This is a genomic window from Pseudomonadota bacterium, from assembly GCA_036339585.1.
In the GTDB taxonomy this organism is placed as follows: domain Bacteria; phylum Pseudomonadota; class Alphaproteobacteria; order UBA8366; family UBA8366; genus UBA8366.
The window spans coordinates 65,686-86,520 of sequence record JAYZAS010000010.1; the positions used below are offsets into that span (position 1 = coordinate 65,686).

19 protein-coding genes and 1 tRNA gene are annotated in these 20,835 nt (G+C 45.3%); 13 read left to right on the forward strand and 7 right to left on the reverse strand.

The window, feature by feature from the left end; all coding sequences use genetic code 11:
- Positions 1–105: 105 nt before the first annotated feature.
- Positions 106–492: a nuclear transport factor 2 family protein gene (locus VX941_07935; GenBank protein MEE2933337.1), complete on the reverse strand. Its 387-nt coding sequence runs from the start codon at positions 490–492 to the stop codon at positions 106–108.
- A 161-nt stretch (positions 493–653) separates the two neighbouring features.
- Positions 654–2,027, reverse strand: a complete 1,374-nt coding sequence (locus VX941_07940; protein ID MEE2933338.1) for an MmgE/PrpD family protein — start codon at positions 2,025–2,027, stop codon at positions 654–656.
- Between the two features lie 103 nt (positions 2,028–2,130).
- Here VX941_07940 and queE point away from each other — a divergent pair, with 103 nt between their 5' ends.
- Positions 2,131–2,769 carry a 7-carboxy-7-deazaguanine synthase gene (gene queE / locus VX941_07945; protein ID MEE2933339.1) on the forward strand — a complete coding sequence of 213 codons (639 nt, stop codon included), beginning with the start codon at positions 2,131–2,133 and terminating at the stop codon, positions 2,767–2,769.
- Between the two features lie 65 nt (positions 2,770–2,834).
- Here the strand turns inward: queE and VX941_07950 are convergent, their stop codons facing one another.
- Together VX941_07950 and VX941_07955 are read right to left on the reverse strand one after the other, a co-directional pair.
- Positions 2,835–3,671, reverse strand: coding sequence for a TauD/TfdA family dioxygenase (locus VX941_07950; GenBank protein ID MEE2933340.1), 837 nt, complete (start codon positions 3,669–3,671; stop codon positions 2,835–2,837).
- Between the two features lie 2 nt (positions 3,672–3,673).
- Positions 3,674–5,224 (reverse strand): carboxyl transferase domain-containing protein, encoded by a 1,551-nt coding sequence (locus VX941_07955; protein ID MEE2933341.1) that lies wholly within the window; start codon positions 5,222–5,224, stop codon positions 3,674–3,676.
- A gap of 124 nt (positions 5,225–5,348) precedes the next feature.
- On the opposite strand from VX941_07955, the gene VX941_07960 reads away from it, so the two are divergent.
- The 8 genes from VX941_07960 to VX941_07995 all read left to right on the forward strand — a co-directional run bounded on the left by VX941_07960 (position 5,349) and on the right by VX941_07995 (position 11,764).
- On the forward strand, positions 5,349–6,560 hold the full coding sequence (locus tag VX941_07960; GenBank protein MEE2933342.1) for an ATP-grasp domain-containing protein: 1,212 nt from the start codon (positions 5,349–5,351) through the stop codon (positions 6,558–6,560).
- Positions 6,557–7,453 (forward strand): CoA-binding protein, encoded by an 897-nt coding sequence (locus tag VX941_07965; protein ID MEE2933343.1) that lies wholly within the window; start codon positions 6,557–6,559, stop codon positions 7,451–7,453. The genes VX941_07960 and VX941_07965 overlap by 4 nt, the downstream gene beginning before the upstream one ends.
- 169 nt (positions 7,454–7,622) lie before the next feature.
- A complete protein-coding gene (gene hisD, locus VX941_07970) occupies positions 7,623–8,933 on the forward strand; it encodes a histidinol dehydrogenase (GenBank protein ID MEE2933344.1) in 1,311 nt (436 codons plus the stop codon).
- A gap of 7 nt (positions 8,934–8,940) precedes the next feature.
- Complete coding sequence (locus VX941_07975) at positions 8,941–9,399, forward strand: UPF0262 family protein (protein ID MEE2933345.1); 459 nt, start codon at positions 8,941–8,943, stop codon at positions 9,397–9,399.
- A gap of 29 nt (positions 9,400–9,428) precedes the next feature.
- Entirely contained in the window at positions 9,429–10,010 is a 582-nt protein-coding gene (locus VX941_07980; GenBank protein MEE2933346.1) for a Maf family nucleotide pyrophosphatase, read from the forward strand.
- Complete coding sequence (locus VX941_07985) at positions 10,004–11,368, forward strand: ribonuclease E/G (GenBank protein ID MEE2933347.1); 1,365 nt, start codon at positions 10,004–10,006, stop codon at positions 11,366–11,368. Before VX941_07980 ends, VX941_07985 begins: the two co-directional genes overlap by 7 nt.
- 38 nt (positions 11,369–11,406) lie before the next feature.
- The gene (yacG, locus tag VX941_07990; GenBank protein MEE2933348.1) at positions 11,407–11,580 is read left to right on the forward strand and encodes a DNA gyrase inhibitor YacG; all 174 of its coding nucleotides are present in this window, start codon (positions 11,407–11,409) and stop codon (positions 11,578–11,580) included.
- A 108-nt stretch (positions 11,581–11,688) separates the two neighbouring features.
- Positions 11,689–11,764 (forward strand) — tRNA-Phe (locus VX941_07995).
- A gap of 322 nt (positions 11,765–12,086) precedes the next feature.
- On the opposite strand, the gene VX941_08000 is transcribed toward VX941_07995, so the two are convergent.
- Positions 12,087–12,260 carry a hypothetical protein gene (locus VX941_08000; GenBank protein MEE2933349.1) on the reverse strand — a complete coding sequence of 58 codons (174 nt, stop codon included), beginning with the start codon at positions 12,258–12,260 and terminating at the stop codon, positions 12,087–12,089.
- The gene (locus VX941_08005) at positions 12,257–12,490 is read right to left on the reverse strand and encodes a hypothetical protein (GenBank protein ID MEE2933350.1); all 234 of its coding nucleotides are present in this window, start codon (positions 12,488–12,490) and stop codon (positions 12,257–12,259) included. Before VX941_08005 ends, VX941_08000 begins: the two co-directional genes overlap by 4 nt.
- Before the next feature lie 283 nt (positions 12,491–12,773).
- On the opposite strand from VX941_08005, the gene VX941_08010 reads away from it, so the two are divergent.
- From VX941_08010 to VX941_08025, 4 genes are all read left to right on the forward strand, one after another.
- Complete coding sequence (locus VX941_08010) at positions 12,774–14,381, forward strand: GMC family oxidoreductase N-terminal domain-containing protein (GenBank protein ID MEE2933351.1); 1,608 nt, start codon at positions 12,774–12,776, stop codon at positions 14,379–14,381.
- Between the two features lie 234 nt (positions 14,382–14,615).
- Complete coding sequence (locus VX941_08015; GenBank protein ID MEE2933352.1) at positions 14,616–15,551, forward strand: TauD/TfdA family dioxygenase; 936 nt, start codon at positions 14,616–14,618, stop codon at positions 15,549–15,551.
- 60 nt (positions 15,552–15,611) lie between these two features.
- Positions 15,612–17,024, forward strand: coding sequence for an MmgE/PrpD family protein (locus VX941_08020; GenBank protein MEE2933353.1), 1,413 nt, complete (start codon positions 15,612–15,614; stop codon positions 17,022–17,024).
- 79 nt (positions 17,025–17,103) lie between these two features.
- The gene (locus VX941_08025) at positions 17,104–18,465 is read left to right on the forward strand and encodes an MmgE/PrpD family protein (protein ID MEE2933354.1); all 1,362 of its coding nucleotides are present in this window, start codon (positions 17,104–17,106) and stop codon (positions 18,463–18,465) included.
- A gap of 282 nt (positions 18,466–18,747) precedes the next feature.
- Here the strand turns inward: VX941_08025 and VX941_08030 are convergent, their stop codons facing one another.
- A complete protein-coding gene (locus VX941_08030; GenBank protein ID MEE2933355.1) occupies positions 18,748–20,745 on the reverse strand; it encodes a tripartite tricarboxylate transporter permease in 1,998 nt (665 codons plus the stop codon).
- Between the last annotated feature and the right edge of the window lie 90 nt (positions 20,746–20,835).

Below are 20,835 nucleotides of genomic sequence, written 5' to 3' on the forward strand. Positions count from 1 at the left end.
TCAAAATTAAAAGTTTTGATATTCTAATTAAAAGGCTGAGTTGTAAATGCCGTAAAATAACACTTCACTTGATAAGGATCATTGTGTTGTAGATATCACAACGATTTAAAGGTTTTTGTCGATGCGTTTCCAGTAACTATCCTTCACTGCAATTTTATCATCTCGGAATGTGTAAATATCTATGCCTCTTTGATCAACTACAGTACCATCATTAAGTTCTCCAGTGGCACGGAAACAGCCGAACACTTTTTCTTCGGAAAAATGGATGGATGTTTCGGAAAACTTTATTTCTTTGGTCGCGAGATCACGTTCTTGTAGAGCTGCGCGAACCGCATCTTTCCCGCTGACAAGCTTGCCATCAGGTGCGTCCGGACCCTCTGCAAGTCGCCATTGGAAATCCTCAGTTACACATTCCAAAATACCCTCGATATCGCCTTTATTAAAAGCTTTGCCAAAGTGCCGCAGTAAGCTCATTGCTTTTTCCTGGTCCATTTAAATTTACCATTCCTTTTTCATTTTAATAAGTTATTAAGAACCAATATGCCCAATCAGGTGTTGCTAATACGCCCCCAATGACTGCAATTATTGATGGGGGGAAAAGAATTTTTAGAGAGAAAAATTAGGCCCTTTGCCAAATTATTTGGTTAACTTTATCATTCCGGTGTATGCGCTTTTCCCACTCGTATTATATCCATTAGTTCGGTGATATTACCTAGACTTTCTAGTTTCGCAACGAGCTCAATTACTCTTTCAATGTGCCTATTTGGAAGTGCAAATTCACAACAATCGCGAAACTTTGCTAAACGTTCATCATGAGTAAGTGGATGACCCCACATGCCGCGGGGCTTATCGCAGCGCTCTAAAAGTTCTTTGCCGGTTTTGGTTTTCACTCGGACGATGGCGTAACAATCTTGAAAGCTCCTAGGGATGTCACTGCGCATATTTAGATGGACTTTTGGCAACAAAGCTTTCACGTCTTCTGCAAAGCGTCTTTTATCTGAAAAGGTTGCCACTTTGACTTTTCGGTCAAGCAGTGCAACAGCAGTCGTATATTGAACCGAAAATTTACCGTCAAGTCCACTTTCTGGCTCTGGCCTGTCAACATAATGAAAATTCGGAAAATCGACTATAACGCTATGAATGTCGTCGGCATTTAGATCATGTTTGGTCGCCAGCTGTATCGCCGCGTCAATCGGTCGATGCGTGAAATAATTTGCGGGATGTTTTTTGAAACCTACGCCGGGATTTTCCATTCTAAAGGGTTTTGCAAAATCCTTTAGGAAGAGATCAAGCTCAACGTTTTTGGCTCCGTAAAAAAGCTCAAAAAATCCGCCTGCTCCCAACATATCCCGGTTGGCAGTCCATCCTAATCTCGCAAGTGTCGCACACTCCACCCCCATTCTAGCTGCGTGGCCCGAATGGCTGGATTTAGTCATTGTTCCCGTATTGGTTGAAATCGATCCAGCTCGCGAGCCCCCTATACCTATTGCACGCAAAAATTCTGGTTTATCCAGCTGAAGCAATATTCCGGATGCCGTAACTGCACCCATCAGGCCAGATACACCAGGTTTATGAAAACCTGTTCCAGCATCAATGGCTGCAGATGCTACCCGCATGCGTCCTTGTACCTCGAAGGCCAGGGTAATAGCTCTTATTATTTCTGTTCCTGGAGATTTGTCGCGCTCTGCGATTGCTAATATTGCCGGCAGAGTTGGTGAAGTTGGATGATTTAGCGGCCACCAAGTGTTGTCGAAGTCAAGCGCATGAGCAAGACATCCATTCGCATAAGCTGCATTCAACACATTTGATTTAAAATTACCGCAAATGAGGCTTGAGGTGGGGCTACCGCCTAACTCTTTCGTATATTCGAACACGATACGCCCTAGCCCAAGCGGCTCACCGGCGCCTGCTATCATGACGCCAATCCCGTCGAGGCATACCTGGCGAGCTATCTCCTGTACATCATCAGGAATATCTTCATATTTTGTTGAGACTAGAATATCGACAAGATTTTCAGTTAATGTCACCTCTATCCCTCCGGTGATATGTGTTGCGTAGCGGCCCATGTAAAGGCATTAAAGACTGAAGTGAAATTGGCGGCAAGATAGCTACCAGAATAAGGTTTGAACGATGGTTTATAGTGTGAAAGAACTTTATTATACCTTGCAAGGAGAAGGCATTCAAACAGGCCGGCCAGCTGTGTTTTGTCGTTTTTCTGGCTGCAACCTATGGAGTGGGCGAGAAAGGGAGAGACCTACCGCTATTTGCCAATTTTGTGACACAGAATTTGTTGGAGTAGATGGGCCGGGTGGTGGAAAGTTTAATAATGCTCTAGAACTGGCACGAGCAATCGCGGAAACTTGGGCAAGCTCATCAGAGGGAGGAGTGCCCTATGTGGTATGCACTGGCGGAGAACCTTTATTGCAATTGGATACACCTTTAATCGAGGCTTTAAAACAGGAACAATTTCAGATAGGGATTGAAACTAACGGCACAATTTCGGCCCCCGAAGGCTTAGACTGGGTCTGTGTCAGCCCGAAAGCTAATTCAGCATTGGTTCAGACAAGCGGTAATGAGTTGAAACTTGTGTATCCACAACATGGAGTCGACCCGGCTATTTATATTCACCTCGCTTTTGAACATTTCCTACTTCAACCGAAAGACGGACCTAATCGTGATATAAATACATCTCGGGCAGCCAAATATTGCGAAGAACACAAAGAATGGCGTGTGAGCGTACAGACACATAAATTAGTTGGTTTGATGTAAAGCTTTTCGTGGAGTGCATAAACAATATTGTGTGGCACTATCGTGTAAGTATGCCATTGGTTTTGTCAATGTGTGGGGGTGCCTCTTACGGTCGTGCGCAGGAAAATTCGCGGCTGTCGCAGAGGGTTGTCCCCTGTTGCACGATGCCAACAGCAACGGTTATCCCAGACAATAGTATCATTCATACGCCATTCGTGTGTTTCTTGGAATTGAGACTGAACGCACCACGCAAACACTTCATTCAATAAAGCCCACGCTTTTTCGTGATCCAAACCCATTATCGAGACCGTGTGCGCAGGATTTATAAACACAGATTTTTTGCCGGTCTCTGGATGGGTCCTTATTGCAGGATGTTGCACGGGATGCCTATTTTTATTGCGCGTTGAAAGTCTTTCTTGGCCGCTTGCAGTAATACCACCGTAGCGAAAAGTGGCCAACTGCCCTTCTATCCGCGACTTGAGGTGACTCGGCATTTTTGCAAACGCGAGTGTCATATTAGCAAATTCTGTATCGCCACCAACATCAGGAATTTGTTGAGTATGCAGGAGTGTTGCTTTAGCAGGAGACTCGAAGTAACACATATCAGTATGCCATGCATTACCCCGTGCTTCTTTAGCCGAATCAATTTCACCATTCTCATCGAGGTTGGTCATTACTATCAGTTCTTCAAAGTCTGGGTGTCTATACTTCTTAGTGATATGAGGTTGGAGGGCGCCAAACTGTGCAGCAAACTGTACAAATAAGCTTGGCGTCAGAGGTTGGTCTCTAAATACGAGGACCTTATGGTCAAGGAAGGCGTGATTAATATGATCCCATGTCTCAGGGTCAATAGGCCGAGTGATATCGACGCCGGTGATCTCGGCTAACATCACTTTCCCAAGCTTATTGATCTCGACGGCCATCCTTATGGACGCATTGTCTTTGCTACCGGACCAAGATGCGATTTTGTTACCTCATATGCTTCCTCGATCCAATCACAGAGCAGGGGACGAGTTTCTCTCGGATCAATGATGTCCGGTATTGAAAATTTTTCCGCAGTACGAAATGGCGATGTGAATTTAGAGTAATATTGTTCCAGTTCATTTAGTCGAGCCTCGGGGTTCTCAGAGGCTTCAATGTCTTTTCGGTATGCCGCCCAAATACCTCCCTCAAGAGGAATAGAGCCCCAGTATCCTGATGGCCAAGCATAGCGAAGGTTAATGCCTCTTTTCCGACCGTGCATGCCACCTGCTAATCCAAAGGCCCGCTTCATGATGATTGAGCACCATGGAGTTTGGCTTTGCTCAATGGCGGCCAAACATTTAAGGACTGATCTTATAGTGCCAGTTTTCTCTGCAGCAAGGCCCGGCATCACACCAGGAACGTCGACAAAATTGACGATAGGGATATGGAAGTTGTCACACAGGTCAACAAACTTTTCAGTCTTCATCGCTGATGCACGTGTCATTGCTCCTCCTGCATAATTGGGGTCATTCGCCATAACTCCAACAACGTACCCATTGAGCCTCGCGAGACTAGTCACAAGTGAAGGCCCGATCTTTGGCGCTATTTCAAAAATTGAGTTTTTGTCGAGCACTGCCTCAAGGATTTGGCGCACTTTATAACTTCGGCGGCGGTTCCGAGGTATCACCCCCAATAGCATTTCCTCACGTCGGTCCGGGGTGTCCGAAGTCTCTATACGGGGTGGCAAATGATGAACGTTCTGTGGCATGTAGGATAAAAATTGTCGGGCTTGATCGAAGGCGTCTTGTTCATCTTTTGCGGCATTGTCTACGGCCCCATTGTCACGTGTTTGTATTCGCCAACCTCCAAGTTCTTCTTTGTCAAGGTCCTCTGCCATTGCAGCTTTCACTACAGGTGGTCCCGCAGCAAAAACCTGGCTGGTACCCTTAACCATTACTGAAAAGTGAGCGTAGCCAACTTTGATAGCCCCAAGGCCTGCGCAGGCACCTAGCGCGATACCCACAACAGGCACTTCTCCCATCAGTTGAAATTGCGGCCAGCTGGGATAACCTGGAATTTTTGTGAAACCCATCTTTTCAAGAAGTTTAACACTGCCACCGGCACTATCCACAAGTCGCAGCAGAGGCATCTTCATTTCGAGGGCATATCGTTCAATGTAAAGCCATTTCTCAGCAATTGTTGCTTCTGATGAGCCTCCTCGAATTGTGAAATCGTCAATTGAAACAGCCACTTTCTTTTGGTTGATACGACCCTTGCCAATGATTGCGTTGGATGGTGTTGACGAAATAAAGTCACCTTTCTCGTCATATTCACCTTTGCCCGCAATTTTACCCATTTCCCGGAAACTATTTGTATCAAGAAGCATGTCGATACGTTCCCGTGCCGTATTCTTCCCTATTGAATGCTGATAATCTCGCCCCTTTTTGCCGCCAAGCTGTTCTGCCAAATCAGCTCGTTTATTCAACTCATCAACTTCTGACTTCCAACTCATTTTTTCTTTCCCGATCTTTTGTTGAATGGCATTACGTTTGTTATTATTTCCAATATCCATTAGGAGTGGTGTGTAAATAGCTGTGAGTTATATCAGAAGCAATAAGTTTGAGGAGGGGCGAAGCGTGTTGACGCTTACAGAGGATCTTACGAAAGCATTTTTAATTGATTTGGGTTTGCCTGTTCCACAAGGCTTGGCATTCGATAACTCAGGTGAAGCAGCACGATATGCGGAAACATTGGGTAGCGGTGCGGTAGTGAAGGCACTAATTCCAACGGGAAGACGCGGTAAAGCCGGCGCAGTTGTATTAACGGATACATCCGAGGAAGTTAATACCGCGGCTGGGCGTCTTTTGGGTACCGAGGTGCATGGTTTTGCTGTTGAAAAAATTTACGTCGAGAGCAAAGTCGAGATTTGTCGTGAATTCTACCTAAGCTTTAGTTTGGACAGTTTCCCGGGCCAAATCTTGATATCTTCAAGCGGTGGGGTCGATATCGAAGAGACACATGCACGCGACTCTGAAACAGTCATCCGAGGTGATATTGATCCTATTCAAGGGGTAAACAAAAAACAGGCAAATTTTCTTTGGCAGAAAGCAGGCGTTACTGGAGATGAATTAGCAGCAGTAGTCTCTGTAACAACTTCTTTGTATGATGCCTTTGTGAAGGCAGATGCAGTCATGATGGAAATTAACCCTTTGGTATTGGACTCAGATGGGGCGGTATCAATAGTGGGTGCAATGCTTGCAATTGATGAGAATGGCTTGCCTCGCCATCCAGATTGGGCAGAGATCGCTGACGGCAGTTTAATAGCCTCGTGGCGTAAGTTTAATGCCCGGGAACTCAGTGTTTCTGAGGCTAATAGAAAGATAAAGGGTGGTGCCGTGCGTTATACTGAGCTTGACGGTGATATAGCGCTTCTTGTCGGCGGCGGCGGTGCGGGGTTATTGCAGCATGACATGATGTTGGCCCTTGGCGGCAGACCGGCCAACCACACAGATACCAATCCGGGGGCCGGTATAGAAGAAAAATTCAAAGTCACAATCCGTGCAATTTTTGATAATCCGAATGTGAAGTGCTTACTAGTTAGTTTTAACCATCAGCAACTTACCCATTGTGCTCGGAAGGCCCAACCTTTGGCTGAAATCCTTCGCGAACGAAATATTAACACTAATGAATTTCCCATTATTGTTCGTCTTGTTGGTCCTGGTGAAGAGGAAGCTAAGGAAATCCTTGATGAATTTCCTGGTCTTACTTATTTGCCGTTCGACGCATCACTGGATGATGCAGTGCGCGCAGCTGTTGATATCCGTAACGCAATGGAGAATGTCAAATGAGTATCCTTATAGATGAAAATACAAAAGTATTAGCGCAGGGATTAACTGGTGCCCAGGGCACACGAGATGCCGAGTTTTGTTTGCGGTACGGTACTAAAATTGTGTGCGGAGTAACACCAGGTAAGGGCGGGGCGGAGGTTCATAACCTTCCAGTCTACGAGAGTGTAAAAGAGGCTTGCCAACAACACCAAGTGGATGCGAGCGTCGTGTACGCTCCACCGCTTTCAACAAAGGAGGCGGTAATAGAAGCACTGGAAGCCGGCCTGAAATTAATTGTTGCACTAGCGGAATTTGTTCCGCGTCATGACACAGCTGTAATTGCAGCAGCTGCCCGCGAATATGGGGCAGTGGTTGTCGGCTGTAATACTAATGGGATAATCTCCCCAGGCAAAAGTAAACTTGGTGCGATTGGCGGCGATGATCCATCAGAGGTTTTTGCGCCGGGCCGCATCGGTGTTGTCTCACGATCTGGAGGTATGTCAGCAGAGCTTTCATTGGCAGTTAAGCGCGGTGGGCTTGGGGTATCGACTTGTATTTCTATGGGTGGTGATGTGATACCAGGTAACCCGATGGTTGATTATATTCAGCGGTTCGTGGCAGACCCTGATACTGACGCAATCGTTATGTTTGGTGAGCCTGGCACCAAAGCAGAGCATGAGGTGGCCGCATATTTGAGAACTAAGGCCTGCACTAAACCGCTGATTGCACTGTTAGCAGGCGAATTTCAGGAAAATTACCCAAAAGGTGTAAGTTTTGGCCATGTTGCTGCGATGATAAATGAAGTCGAAGATACGGTGTCAGCCAAGCGCAAAATGCTCTCTGCCGCAGGTGCAATCGTAGTAAATTCACTTGGCGAAATTCCTTTAAAAATACGGGAACAGCTGGGTTCCTGAAAAACAATTGACTTCTAGCCAATTTATGCTGCTATGCAATACAAACGTGTTAAGCTGTTGTTGAATTTTGTTTATGAGCACCAACAGTCTGCAATTATTGGTTTTCGAAACATTAGGGTCTCAAGTGATTTCATAGCTTGTATTGACCGACCATCACTATAGTGTGCCCATGCCGATTACATTAGACACCACCGAAATAGATTTTTCTTCCCAGTTTTCTCATTTCATTAATTCGCAACGAGATGTAGTGGAAGATGTAGATAACGTGGTTGCTGAAATCCTCTGCGATGTAGATGAAAGAGGTGATGCGGCGTTGCTTCACTATACAAAGAAATTTGACCGTATAGAGTTGAATGCGCCGGGAATGCGGTTTACAGAGTCCGAAATCAGTGATGCTAGGGATCAATGCAGCAAAAGTGCAATATCAGCTTTGATTTTAGCCGCTGAAAGGATACGCGAGTTCCACTTAAGGCAAATCCCTGAGGGGTATCAATTCCAGGATGGTGTTGGAGTAAAGCTGGGTATGCGGTGGACGCCCATAACTGCAGCTGGGTTATATGTTCCTGGTGGCACAGCTGCCTATCCAAGTTCCGTTTTAATGAATGGTATTCCAGCAACAGTTGCTGGTGTCGAGAGAGTAGCTATGGTGGTTCCAACGCCAGATGGAGAAATTAATCCTCTTGTACTAGCTGCAGCAGATATTGCAGGCATATCCGAAATATACCGCGTCGGTGGCGCTCAAGCCGTTGGTGCGCTGGCCTTTGGGACAGAAACAATTGACCCTGTCGACAAGATAACGGGACCAGGAAATGCTTTCGTTGCTTCTGCTAAGCGACAGGTATTTGGCAGGGTTGGCATTGATATGATTGCGGGGCCGTCGGAAATTTTGATTGTGGCTGATTCTGATAATGATCCGGATTGGATTGCTGCGGATTTATTGAGTCAGGCCGAGCATGATGAAAACGCACAATCTGTGCTGATTACCAATAGTAGTGATACGGCCCAAGCCGTGATGGAGTCCATAGACAAACAATTGGCATTCCTAGATAGAAAAGAGATAGCTAGGAAAAGCTGGAACGAAAATGGTGTCATTATTATTGCAAATACTTGGGACGAGGTACCTGAGCTAGTTGATCGTATTGCTCCTGAACATCTCGAGCTTGCTGTTAAAGAGCCTGAGATGTTGGCTGAAAAAATAAGGAATGCGGGTGCTATATTTCTTGGGAGACACACTCCAGAAGCGATAGGAGACTATGTTGCCGGCCCCAACCACGTTTTGCCTACGGCACGGTCAGCTCGGTTTTCATCTGGATTGGGAGCCATAGATTTTATGAAGCGCACAACTCTTGTAAAGTGTGATTCAAATAGTATCCAGGAAATTGGACCTGCAGCACGTATTCTCGCAGATGCAGAGGGGCTAGATGCTCATGCGCGGTCGGTATCGTTAAGATTGAGTCCGGAGGGAAAGGCCCGTGCCTAAATCCTGTATCTCTGACATAACTCTCGATGAAGTCTCGCTTATTCGATATAGGCCTGAGATAGAACACGAGAGGAAAGTGGCAATATATGATTTGCTCGCTAGTAATTACTTCGCTCCCAAAGATGATGATCGAGGTCCATACAGGGTACGTCTTAGCGTGTCGGACACAAATCGTTTAGTGATTGATATAAATGATGAGAATGATCAGCCTCTTCGTCAAATTTTCGTGTCATTGATGTCATTGCGCCGCGTTGTTAAGGATTATTTTAAAATTTGTGAAAGTTATTTCGATGCGTTGCAAAAGCGGACCGTGCAGCAACTCGAAAGTATAGATATGGCGCGCAGAGGTCTGCATGACGAAGGGGCAGATTTATTAATTGAACGTCTCGCTGATAAAATTGATATGGATGCTGATACAGCCCGGAGGCTCTTTACTCTCATTTGCGTCCTACACATACGAGCCTAATATAGCAACGAGAATTATCTCTATTTTTTATGACACAAACTACTACAATTAAATTAATTTTAGCCTCGAGTTCTCCACGCAGGCTTCATTTATTAGCACAAATAGGTATTACACCTGATTCAATAGTGTATCCTGACATCGATGAGTCTGTTACTCAAAACGAAAAACCTCGTGAATATGTGAAGCGCATGGCATCTGCGAAAGCAGATGTAGCGAAGAAATCTGGTGAGTATTTACTAGCTGCAGATACGGCGGTGGTCTGTGGGAACCGAATTCTCCCAAAGGCCGAAACCAAGGATGCGGCTGGTGATTGTCTGTCGCTTCTTTCGGGACGCCGCCATAAAGTTTTGGGCGGCATCTGCCTTCTATTACCAAATGGTGAACGAAGGATGCGCTTAGTCGAGACTACAGTCTCATTCAAAAGACTAACGGAAAGTGAAATTGACTCTTATTTAAACAGCAGCGAATGGGATGGTAAAGCTGGAGGCTATGCGATTCAGGGTCGCGCAGCTTCATTCGTAAAACATATTTCTGGGTCTTATAGTAATGTTGTTGGCTTGCCTCTCTACAATGTATCGCAATTACTGCGCGGCAACGGTTATCTATGGTGAATACGCCCGTTGAAATTTTAATTGAAGGCTCTCCAGCAGAAGTGCGAGTTGCACTCTTAGACGTGAATGGAAAGCTCCTTCGGTTTTTTAGGTCATTATATTGCAGGCCAAGTAAAATAGACGGGATTTATCTTGGTCGGCTCAGCACTGTGGATAAGGTAAGCGGTGGTGGATTTCTAGATATTGGCAAGGGGAAAACCGCGTATTTGCCCCGGACAAAGGGGTTTACGGAAGGGCAGGACCTAATTGTACAAGTCATTCGGGATGAGCATAGAGGCAAGTCTGCAGTTGTTACTACAGTACCGACATTGCGCGGACGTTACATCTCCTTACAGCCGCAACGCGATGGTATCCATATTGAGAGAGGAATAAAAAAATATGAAGTAGACAGAAAGCTGACTGACATAGAGGACTTATTTGAAAAGGGGCGTATCACTATTCGAGGACCTGGTGCTGACGCATCATCAATTGAAATTAGGGACGAATTTCAATTCCTTGCTAGGAAATGGGAAGAAATACAGGACATGGCAGATTCGGCAAAACCACCCACAAGGCTTACGCCTGCACCTGATATTAGCAAACGAATATTACGGGATACTAACGTTATTAAGCAAGTTTTGATCGGTGATCGTAATCTATTCTACAAGTTGAATAAAATAACAGAATATTGGCCGGATCTTGAGGGCCGAATAAGTTTTCTGAGGGACCAGACTAATATTTTTGAGGTTGGAGATGCAGAGTCACAGTGGTTAGCTGCATTGGACCGCGAAGTGCCACTTAAGGGAGGGGGGCGTATTACAATCGATGAAACTGAGGCGTTAATAGCTATTGATGTTGATAGCGCGAGAGCGCGTGGCAAGTCTGATACAATTAGGCGGATTAATCTTGCGGCCATGTCTGAAATTGCTCATCAAATTTGTTTACGGAATCTGGCTGGCTTAATTATTATTGATCCCATAAGTATGTCTAACCGGAAACACCGGAAAGAATTAGTCGATATATTACGGCGTGCGATGAAAGGAGATGATCGTGTAACGGATATCTTGGGTATGACGCCTGGCGGCTTAATCGAGATGACCCGTCAACGTATAGGAGCTAACTTTAACGAGGAATATTTGACAAAGAAGGCACCAGACATACGTTTGACGGCTACTTGTGAAGCTGCAGATTTATTGCGGCGTGCGTTGACATTACAAGGGTCCGGTCGTCTTATAGTGGCAGCCCATTCTGATATCATTTCTGAATTGCGTGGAATGCTCTCCGGAGCATTGGCTGAGACGGAGCGGCGTTTGGGCCAAAACTTGGTGTTACGTGTCGACAATAAAATATCGGTTTCAAATATTTATTTTGAGAGGTGATAGAAGTGGCAAAGCTCGGAAGAAAACCCAAGTGTCCAATGTGTGGGAAAATTGCAACCCATGAATTCCGCCCATTTTGCTCGAAGAATTGTTCAAATTTGGATCTAAACAGATGGTTTAGAGGCCAATATCGAGTGGAAACTGAAGAAAGGCCCAGCTTGGATGATTTTCCTGAAAGTTTTGCTCTTAGAGGCAAAGAAAATTTTCATTAAACCCCCATACAATTAATTCTTAAAATCATATAATTATTGCATATAACTAGACTTTATATAAATAATTAGATATCCGCAGATGCTCTTTTTTGGTTAAATGAGGTTGTTGCCCAGGTAGCTCAGTTGGTAGAGCAGCGGACTGAAAATCCGCGTGTCGGCAGTTCAATTCTGTCCCTGGGCACCATTTAACTGGTGATTTAAAAAGCACACAAAATAGGGAGTGCCCATTGATCATCTTACCCATGCCGTTGGCTAAACGCAGCCGTGTGAACACATGGATTAAGCAAAAAAAGTAGCATAACTTGATATACGACCCGAATTTGCGTGTTGAGTGAAATAGCTATCAAAAGAGGTTTAAGCGTGTGTACACCTCTTTAATGCGAATTGTAAAAACGTACACTCACCTAATTTTTTTCCAGAGATTTTGAAATAAGGAAAGTCAGTTCCACAGAGGTGATTGTTCCAACAATATTCAGCTATTGTTAATTCAAATAGTATGTGGGGAATTATAACTTCTTGGTTCCGGGAAATATCGCCTCACGTTCCTCCGCGTCGCAAGCTTTATTATAATCTTCATCTAGGTGACCGGTATCGCCCGGTGGGCTCTTTACAGTGAAGAAAGTCGCTTCGCCGTTAATAGCACGACTCCTATGTTTCGTGTTACGGGGAATGTGGATCATATCGCCGGCTTTGACAATGCGTTCCTCTTTTTCCAGATATATTGTAGCTCTCCCGTCAATATGTAGGTGAATTGTTCTTCACTAGGATGCGAGTGCAAAGGCGGACCGGAACCCTCTGGTTTTGTAACAACCCCAGCTTTCAGAAACTCCCCTGCAACTTGCCGTCTGCTCTGATGCGGGTTTGCTAGCCCGTGGTGTATATCCATCTCATTAGGAAAATAATAAGGCATGTGATCACCTCCTTCTTTATCACACTCCATAATTCAAGTATTTATAATCGATGCCCTCTCTAAGTTCCATCCAAGAGGTAAACCCAAGGATATCTTGCAATTCATGTATACCTAACGTTTGACAAAGGCTCTGGAAACTAAAGTTCATCGTTTTGGACTTGAAAAATACCTCAATTAATTTTTGGTAATCTCTTTGTAATACAAAATGATCATGCCGGGATTGTCAATTTGACTGTAATTTTCACGGATTGCTTATAACGGATAAATTTGGTAGAGGGCGAAGATGCAATTTGATTATGTAATAGTTGGGGGTGGCTCCGCTGGCTGCACATTGGCTAATCGTCTGACGGCAAATGGAAAGTACACAGTATGTTTGTTGGAGGCTGGTGGAAAAGACCGTAATCCTTGGATACACATCCCTGCTGGTTTCGTCAAAACTATGGTCGATCCATCTGTGAATTGGTTGTTTGAGACCAAGCCACAGGATGGTACCGGGAATCGTCCGATACCGATCCCACGGGGTAAAGTGATAGGTGGCAGTAGCTCAATCAATGGCATGCTCTATGTGCGGGGACAGCCTACCGATTATGACGTTTGGGCTCAAATGGGTTGTACGGGCTGGTCTTATAAGGATGTGTTGCCCTATTTTAAAAAATCAGAAAATTGGGAGTGTGGGGGAAATAGCTATCGTGGTGAGGGTGGTCCACTAAATGTTGCAGAAACGAGAAATAGGTATGATATTTTAGATAAAGTTATCGAGGCTGGAATTAGTTTGGGCTATGTGCCAGAGCATGACTATAATTCTGACAGTCAAGCAGGTTTTTTTTATTATCAACTTACTCAAAAAAACGGTCGGCGGTTTAGTGCGAAGCATGCTTACCTGGACCCAGCTCGCAATCGAACCAACCTCACGGTCTGGACTCGAGCGTTAGCAAAGAAGATCTTAATCAAAGATGGCCGTGCTTGGGGTGTAACTTTCAGAAACCAAGGCCAAGACAAAACTGTGGCAGCAAGAAAAGAGGTAATCATATCTGCGGGGGCAATTCAATCTCCCCAGCTACTTGAGATATCAGGTGTCGGTCAAGGAGAACGACTTAGGTCATTAGGAATTGGGGTAGTAAAGGATTTGCCAGGGGTGGGCGAAAACCTACAGGATCACTATATCGCACGCTTATCCTGGCGAATGACCCCAGGCACTATATCGATAAACCAACTTAGCCGTGGAGCAAAACTAGTTGGCGAGGTGATTAAATACGTCTTCAAACGGCAGGGCGCATTAGCCCAATCTGCTGGAATTGTTGGCGGTTTTATAAAGAGTCGACCAGAATTACTGGACGCTGATATCCAATTTCATATCGCCCACGCCACCTTTCGCAACACGCATAAACGTACCTTCGATTCTTTCCCCGGTATTACAATAGGCCCATGCCAGCTTAGGCCGGAAAGTCGGGGTGAGATTCACAGCATTACACCTAGGATATCTGATAAACCGGTAATTTTGCCAAATTTTCTTTCTACCGACGTCGATCAGCAGGTCCTCTTATCGGGGATGCGATTTGCTCGCGCGATAGCGGAAAGCGACACGCTAAAGCCTTTTGTTTCGCATGAGCTTTCACCTGGTGAAGCTATTTTGGACGACGAAGGGTTACTAGATTATGCTCGTAACACTGGAGCGACACTCTACCATCCGGTTGGGACGTGTAAAATGGGCATTGATCCTATGGCTGTAGTTGATCCAGAACTGAAGATCTACGGGTTGCAGGGAATTCGAGTGGTGGATGCCTCTATAATGCCTCGCCTTTGTAGTGGTAACACAAATGCGCCAACTATTATGATAGCTGAAAAAGCAGCAGATATGATTTTAGGTCAGAATTTAACGCAAAACGTTTAGATACCGCCTGAGTTGCGGCAATAATTCAGGCTCTTCAATACAATGAAATATGTTGGTTCAGAAATATTATGGGCCAGTTTAGTAACGTTCCCCGGGGTAAAGACGCAGCATCCTGCACCTCTGACATATCAGTTTTGGAAATATAATGCCTTAAAAGTAATCTGAATTAGTAAAATAATGGTGTGTTACTGCTGATCATTAAAATGCTAGTTATTATAATGTAAGTAGACCACGATGAACAAAATTACTAAGCGTTGCCGAGATGCCCCTTCAAGCTATAAAGATATAAGTATGTTTAGACAGTCTGAGGTTTATGAGCATATCGGTGTTGATCCCATTACTCCTGTCATTGGGGCCGAAGTTAGTCGTGTTAATTTAGCGCAAATACCGTTGCCCGATGTCTTGGAGGAAATTCATCTTGCCTTGATGCGGCATCAGGTATTGTTCTTTCATAATCAGGATATAACTCCTGCAGAATTCTCTACCTGGGCTGGTCAATTCGGTAGGCTTAGAAAAGCGCGTAGGGCGGCTTTTGAATTACTTGAAGAAGCGCCTGAGGTTGCGGTGATAGTAAATGATAAGGATCGTCCACCTAATGTGAACCATTTTCACTCAGACGGAATATTTCGTAAGCAACCGGAATTTGCATCAATGCTCCATTGCAAAGAGGTCCCAGAATACGGAGGAGACACTGTCTTTGTTAGTATGACCGCTGCGTACGAAGCTCTTTCCTCTGATATGAAGAGCTATCTGGCACCAAAGAGCGCGACGCAAGACTTTATGAAGTTACATGGCAGTGCAACCAAGGCCCGCAGCTGGAAAGGTGAGAATGCGGTTCGGATGAAGTCGATGGCTAAAGATCATCCGCCAATTACTCATCCAATAGTGCGTAAGCATCCGGTTACAGATCTGTCTAGCCTTTATGTTTCAGAGAGTTTCACGCGGTGCATAGAAGGGGTAACTGTGGATGAGTCAAATGCGAAACTGCTTGAATTGTATCGCCACTATGAAAGGCCAGAATTTCAATGTCGTTTCCGGTGGCGTCCCAATTCAATTGCTTTTTGGGACAACCGAGCAACATTACACTATGCTGTAGCTGATTATTGGCCTCAAAAAAGGCTGATGCATAGACTTACTATCGAAACAGATGCGCTCGGTAGTGATGGTTGAGGGCTTCGCATCCATTAATGTAATACAGAAGGTATCCTATTAAAACGGAAGGACACCAAGATGAGTAAACTGTCTGAACCCTTTAATGCAGTTGGAAGAGGTGCAACCGCAGCGTTGGCAGAATTTATTGTGAATTTTGATTTAGCGTCCGTAGATGATTTTACTTTAGGTAGGGCTCGTACTCATTTGTTTGATACCTTGGGCGCCTGCATTGCAGGCGCTGTGCAACAAGTGACCATTGCGAGTGAAAAGACGATGGCGGATTTAGCGCCCGATGGGGATGTACCGGTGCCTGGTCAAAGTGGGCGCTATAATGTGCTTACGGCAGCATTCCTCGCGGGCACTGCTGGGCATGGGCTCGAACTCGATGACGGATATCGTCCAGCCGGCTCTCATCCAGGCGTGGCTATCGTTCCAGCCATCCTTGCCGCTGGCTATTATTATAATATCAGTGGCCGAAGTTTTTTAAGCGCAATGATTGTTGGTTATGAAGTAATGGGACGTGTTGCTGCAGCTATGCATCCACGTCAACGTCAACGCGGATTTCACGGCACACCAATCGCTGGTGTATTAGGTGCTGCTGCTGCTGTGTCTGCAATAAAAGGGCATTCTGCTGCGATAATTCGCAACGCTTTTGGTCTAGCTGCATCAATGGCATCTGGTATCAATACACATCGATCGGGCGGAGATGCAAAGCGTATGCATCCAGGGTTAGCCGCTCACAATGGCATTATGGCGTCAAACTTGGCGGAGAACGGGTTTTCCGGGCTTGAGACGGCTCTCGAAGATAAATATGGGTTTTTTGCTACTTTCGCTGGCACGGATGGAGACGCTCCAGATTGGGATAACATTGACATTATGTGCCAGGGTGGACGGATTAATTCAGATTATGTAATCGGTGATTGCTATATTAAGCCGCACGCCTGTTGTAGGCATTTGCATCCAATGTTGGATGCGCTGATAGATATCCTTGTTAAGGAAGAATTAAACCCCAAGGATATCGATGGTATTAATGTTGGTATTTACGAGGTAGGGCTTGTGCATGGTGATATTGGTTGGGATACCTTTACTACAGCACAGATGTCCATTCCCTTCACGGCCGCAACTGCTCTTCATTATCGTTCCGTACAGCTCGGACATTTCACGCCGGAGGCGAGGAAAAACATCTCTGTCATAGAGGATTGCGCTAAAGTGAATACTTATCTTGATAAGGAGCTAGATGCGGTTTATCCGCAAAAACGGCCAACGCGCGTCGAGGTTAGGACTGCGGATGGGCGTAAGTTTTCGAAACAAGTAGATGAGCCATTGGGTTCGGCGCGTAACCCCGTATCAGATACTGCAATGATTGCAAAATATGAAGGCCTTACTGTGCCAGTTCTCGGCGAAACTTGTGCAAAAGAAGTATTAGCTAATCTGCAACAAATCGAGACGATAGATGACTTGCGTCGGGTTATTCAATTAATGGCGATATAGGTTTTTGTTGAGCATAAGGTGTGTCCATTAATGGTGGTGCCAGGGTTTGCGCAATGCATGATGTCTAACGGGGATAGAAATGAGTGAAAAAAAGATAGAGACAAGCGAGGTAATGAAGAAACTGGCTGCTTATATAGCAGACGCAGGTCAAATGACCTTACCTGTGGATGCTGCTGAACACGGGAAGCATCATCTTATCGATACTATAGCCTCTATAATATCTGGCTCGAGGTTAGCGCCTGGCAAAGTCATTATGAAGTACATGAGAAGTCTAGGTGGCACCGAAGAGGCTTTGTTGTTAGGAAGTGATTATGTGACAACCGCAGTCAATGCTGCTTTTGGCAACGCTATGATGGCTCATGCCGATGAGACCGATGATTCACATAAGGAGTCCCGGAGCCATATAGGATGCGGGGCAGTGCCAGCAGCTCTTGCAATGGCGGAACGTGAGGGGACGTCTGGTAAGGAGCTATTAAACGCAGTTGTCCTTGGTTACGACATAGGTGCCAGAACCAATTTTTCTATTGGTGTCCACTCTATGTATGATGCTGGACATAGCACACATACTTTTGCCCCTACTTTTGGTGCGGCTGCCTCAGCTATGGCGTTGGCAGGGCTCAGTGCAGATCAGGTTCGCTGGGGCATATCGTATACGGCGCAACAGGTGAGCGGCATAAACTGCTGGCAGCGTGATTTAGACCATGTTGAAAAGGGCTTTGACTTTGGTGGTATGGCTGGCCGAAATGGTGTTACGGCAGCCACACTTGTGCAGTCCGGTTTCACTGGCGTTGACGATGTGTTTGTTGGACCACGTAATTTTTATTCTACTTATTCAACTGAGCCTAGGCCTGAAGCTATGGTTGATGGGCTGGGTGAACGATTTGAAGTTATACAAACGAATATAAAGAAGTGGACCGTTGGATCTCCCATACAAGCCCCTCTCGACTGCATAGAGATATTGCAGAGAGATAATGATCTATCGAAAGAAAATATCAAACACATAAAGCTTCGCCTCTCGGATATGGAAAGTCCGGTGGTTGATGATCGGCATATGGCCGACATTTGCATTCAACATATGGTTGCTTTGATGATCTTGGATGGAACAGTAACATTTGCTTCTGCTCACGATGAGGTACGCATGACAGACCCAGCTGTGATTGAATTCCGCAAGAAGATTGAGCTTATTGGTGAAAAAGACATACAGCGACGAAATGCTATCGTAGAGGTTACCCTAACCAATGGCGATGTTCTCTCACATAAACAAGTTGCAGTTCGAGGCACTCCAGACAATCCAATGACCCGTCAGGAAGTAGATGACAAAGCATTTGAGCTAATGGCGCCAATTTTAGGGCAGAGTAACACACGGTCCTTAATTGATAAGGTTTGGGAAATTGAGGTCATTGATAATGTGCAGGAATTACGACCATTGATGGTAGCTTGAATTTCCTAGTTTAATTCGGAGACAGATCGTAAATAGTGCCATACATCTGTATTATGGCTTCAAGAAGTCAGAAATAAGCAGCTTTCGATGGAGTAGCGGCGCGGCATGATCATGAGGCCGGCAAACCCGAGTGCCCTTGTTTATTTTTTGCAACAATTTGCATTTTAACGCACGGTTCACGGCGACCCAATCACCATTAAATAAGCGGTGGTTGGGATCGGCCGATATTGTTTGCTGGCAATTAAGGTCTGCCTCCAGCAGCCAAGTTCAACAATTTAGGTTTTATTGCGGGCCTCCGATCCAGAAAGGCATCTCATAGCCAAAATATGTTGCACTAACCCACTGCAAAAGGCCTGGAGGATATTCTAATGTAAGAGCGCCGGAGAGTATGCCAAGGAATACAAAAGCAGATAATCCTAACAAACCATTCCTAACATGGTCTTTTCCAACCTTAACATGGACGAAATGCCATATAAAGAACATTGCTCCAAGCGGGTATCCGACAATTGACATAAACACAAGCATGCCGATTATCCATAACAAATAATACCATTCTGAGTGCGCAGTCTCAGTATTAGTTTCTCTATCGCATAAGGCTGTCCGTGGCACTGTTGAGAAGCATTGTTGATACAGTAATGGAAGAATAAATAATAAGCCTACCCCACCAACCGCAAATGGGAATATCCGGCCCATAGTTTCGTATTTGAAACCATCAACGGCTGCAGCAGTTACTATACCCAACATAATGAGTGTAAATATAATTTGCGGACGCTTATTTCGTGTGGTGTGATCACTATCCTCGCTGTACTCCTTGCCAGCGTTAGGATTGTAGCGAAGAGCCGCGATTATTGAAACTATTGTCAAAGCCACTAGCAACCACAGCATCCAGCGCCCTTCAATTTTTTCCCACGAATTATAGATTTGCAGCGACTGATAGAGGCTGGTTTCTATTCTTGTGGAGAGAAAGAAGCCTATTAACAACGCAGGTCGCGACCAGCCAAAGCGCTTCATAAAGACCCCAAGGGTGCCAAAGATAAAAAGACTGATTAGGTCAGCCCAGATACGCGTTGCTTGGAATGCAGCAAAAAAGATCAGAACTAGCATGAATGGTGCTAAGTATCCGTATTTTATAGTTGTCAAACGAGCGATATATGGAGCCAAGAGAATACAAGAGCCTGCTCCGAAAACGTTCGCGAGAGCAAGTGACCAAATCATTGTATACGTTAAATGGAGCTTGGTCGTGATCATTTCCGTGCCCGGTTCAATACCGATAAGAATAAAGCCGGACAACATAATCGCATAGCTGCCTGAACCTGGAATGCCAAATAATATCGTGGGGATCATTGCTCCACCCTCTTTGGCATTATTTGATGACTCAGGAGCCAGCACACCGCGGATATCTCCGGTCCCGAATTTTTCTCGGTCTTTCGATGTTTGGATTACGTGGCCGTATGCAATCCAATCGACTACAGAACCGCCCAGCCCCGGAAGCGCGCCAACGATGCAACCGATGGTTGCGCAACGAATGACGATGAACCAATTCTTAAAAGCGTCTTTCACACCGCGTAACCAGCCCTGGCCGAGAACCGTTCCATCTTCGGAAATTGTTTGATGGCGGCGTACGAGATCAATGATCTCTGGCATCGCGAACATACCTAGACCGATGATAACAATTTTGATCCCATCGCTTAAGTAGATGAGATCAAATGTTAGGCGAAACGCTCCGTGTGGCTCATAGCCCACCATGCCAATTACGAGACCCACCACACATGTGGCTAAACCCTTTAACGCATTATTCCCTGTTAACATACCAATCATGCTGAGTGCGAGCATAATAAGCATAAATTGTTCAATTAATCCGAATAGTAATATTATGGGACGCGCTGCAAATATTGCGGCAGTAAGGACACATGCTCCAAAAAGTCCCCCAAATAATGAAGCAGTGAAAGCTGCACCTAATGCTCGGGCGCCTTCACCCCTTTTTGAGAGTGGGAAACCATCCATAACCGTAGCTTGCGATCCGGATGTACCAGGAATTCCCATTAAGACAGATGGGAATGTATCAGAGGTCGTTGTTGGTGCCAGAAGACCTACCATCATAGCGAGCGCGGAAGCTTGATCCATATCAAAAACAAAAGGAAGTAGTAGCGATAAACCAGCTACCCCTCCAAGGCCCGGTAACACACCCACCACAAGGCCTAAAGCAGTTCCGAGTAACAAGAAAAACAGGTGCTCTAACGCAAAAAGATTTACCAGAGCCTGAAAGAAAACGTCATCCATTGCTAACCCTCCACCCTTTTGCTCAGGGAGCCTTTATGCAAATCGTAAATATGGATACTAAGTGTTCCTAATACATTATTTTTAGCGCAC

Coding starts and splice junctions, on each gene's coding strand:
- VX941_07935 (MEE2933337.1), bottom strand. CDS start 492: ATGGACCAGGAAAAAGCAATGAGCTTACTGCGGCACTTTGGCAAAGCT.
- queE (MEE2933339.1), top strand. CDS start 2,131: ATGGTTTATAGTGTGAAAGAACTTTATTATACCTTGCAAGGAGAAGGC.
- VX941_07950 (MEE2933340.1), bottom strand. CDS start 3,671: ATGGCCGTCGAGATCAATAAGCTTGGGAAAGTGATGTTAGCCGAGATC.
- VX941_07955 (MEE2933341.1), bottom strand. CDS start 5,224: ATGAGTTGGAAGTCAGAAGTTGATGAGTTGAATAAACGAGCTGATTTG.
- VX941_07965 (MEE2933343.1), top strand. CDS start 6,557: ATGAGTATCCTTATAGATGAAAATACAAAAGTATTAGCGCAGGGATTA.
- hisD (MEE2933344.1), top strand. CDS start 7,623: ATGCCGATTACATTAGACACCACCGAAATAGATTTTTCTTCCCAGTTT.
- VX941_07980 (MEE2933346.1), top strand. CDS start 9,429: ATGACACAAACTACTACAATTAAATTAATTTTAGCCTCGAGTTCTCCA.
- VX941_07985 (MEE2933347.1), top strand. CDS start 10,004: ATGGTGAATACGCCCGTTGAAATTTTAATTGAAGGCTCTCCAGCAGAA.
- yacG (MEE2933348.1), top strand. CDS start 11,407: ATGTGTGGGAAAATTGCAACCCATGAATTCCGCCCATTTTGCTCGAAG.
- VX941_08000 (MEE2933349.1), bottom strand. CDS start 12,260: ATGATCCACATTCCCCGTAACACGAAACATAGGAGTCGTGCTATTAAC.
- VX941_08005 (MEE2933350.1), bottom strand. CDS start 12,490: ATGCCTTATTATTTTCCTAATGAGATGGATATACACCACGGGCTAGCA.
- VX941_08010 (MEE2933351.1), top strand. CDS start 12,774: ATGCAATTTGATTATGTAATAGTTGGGGGTGGCTCCGCTGGCTGCACA.
- VX941_08015 (MEE2933352.1), top strand. CDS start 14,616: ATGAACAAAATTACTAAGCGTTGCCGAGATGCCCCTTCAAGCTATAAA.
- VX941_08020 (MEE2933353.1), top strand. CDS start 15,612: ATGAGTAAACTGTCTGAACCCTTTAATGCAGTTGGAAGAGGTGCAACC.
- VX941_08025 (MEE2933354.1), top strand. CDS start 17,104: ATGAGTGAAAAAAAGATAGAGACAAGCGAGGTAATGAAGAAACTGGCT.
- VX941_08030 (MEE2933355.1), bottom strand. CDS start 20,745: ATGGATGACGTTTTCTTTCAGGCTCTGGTAAATCTTTTTGCGTTAGAG.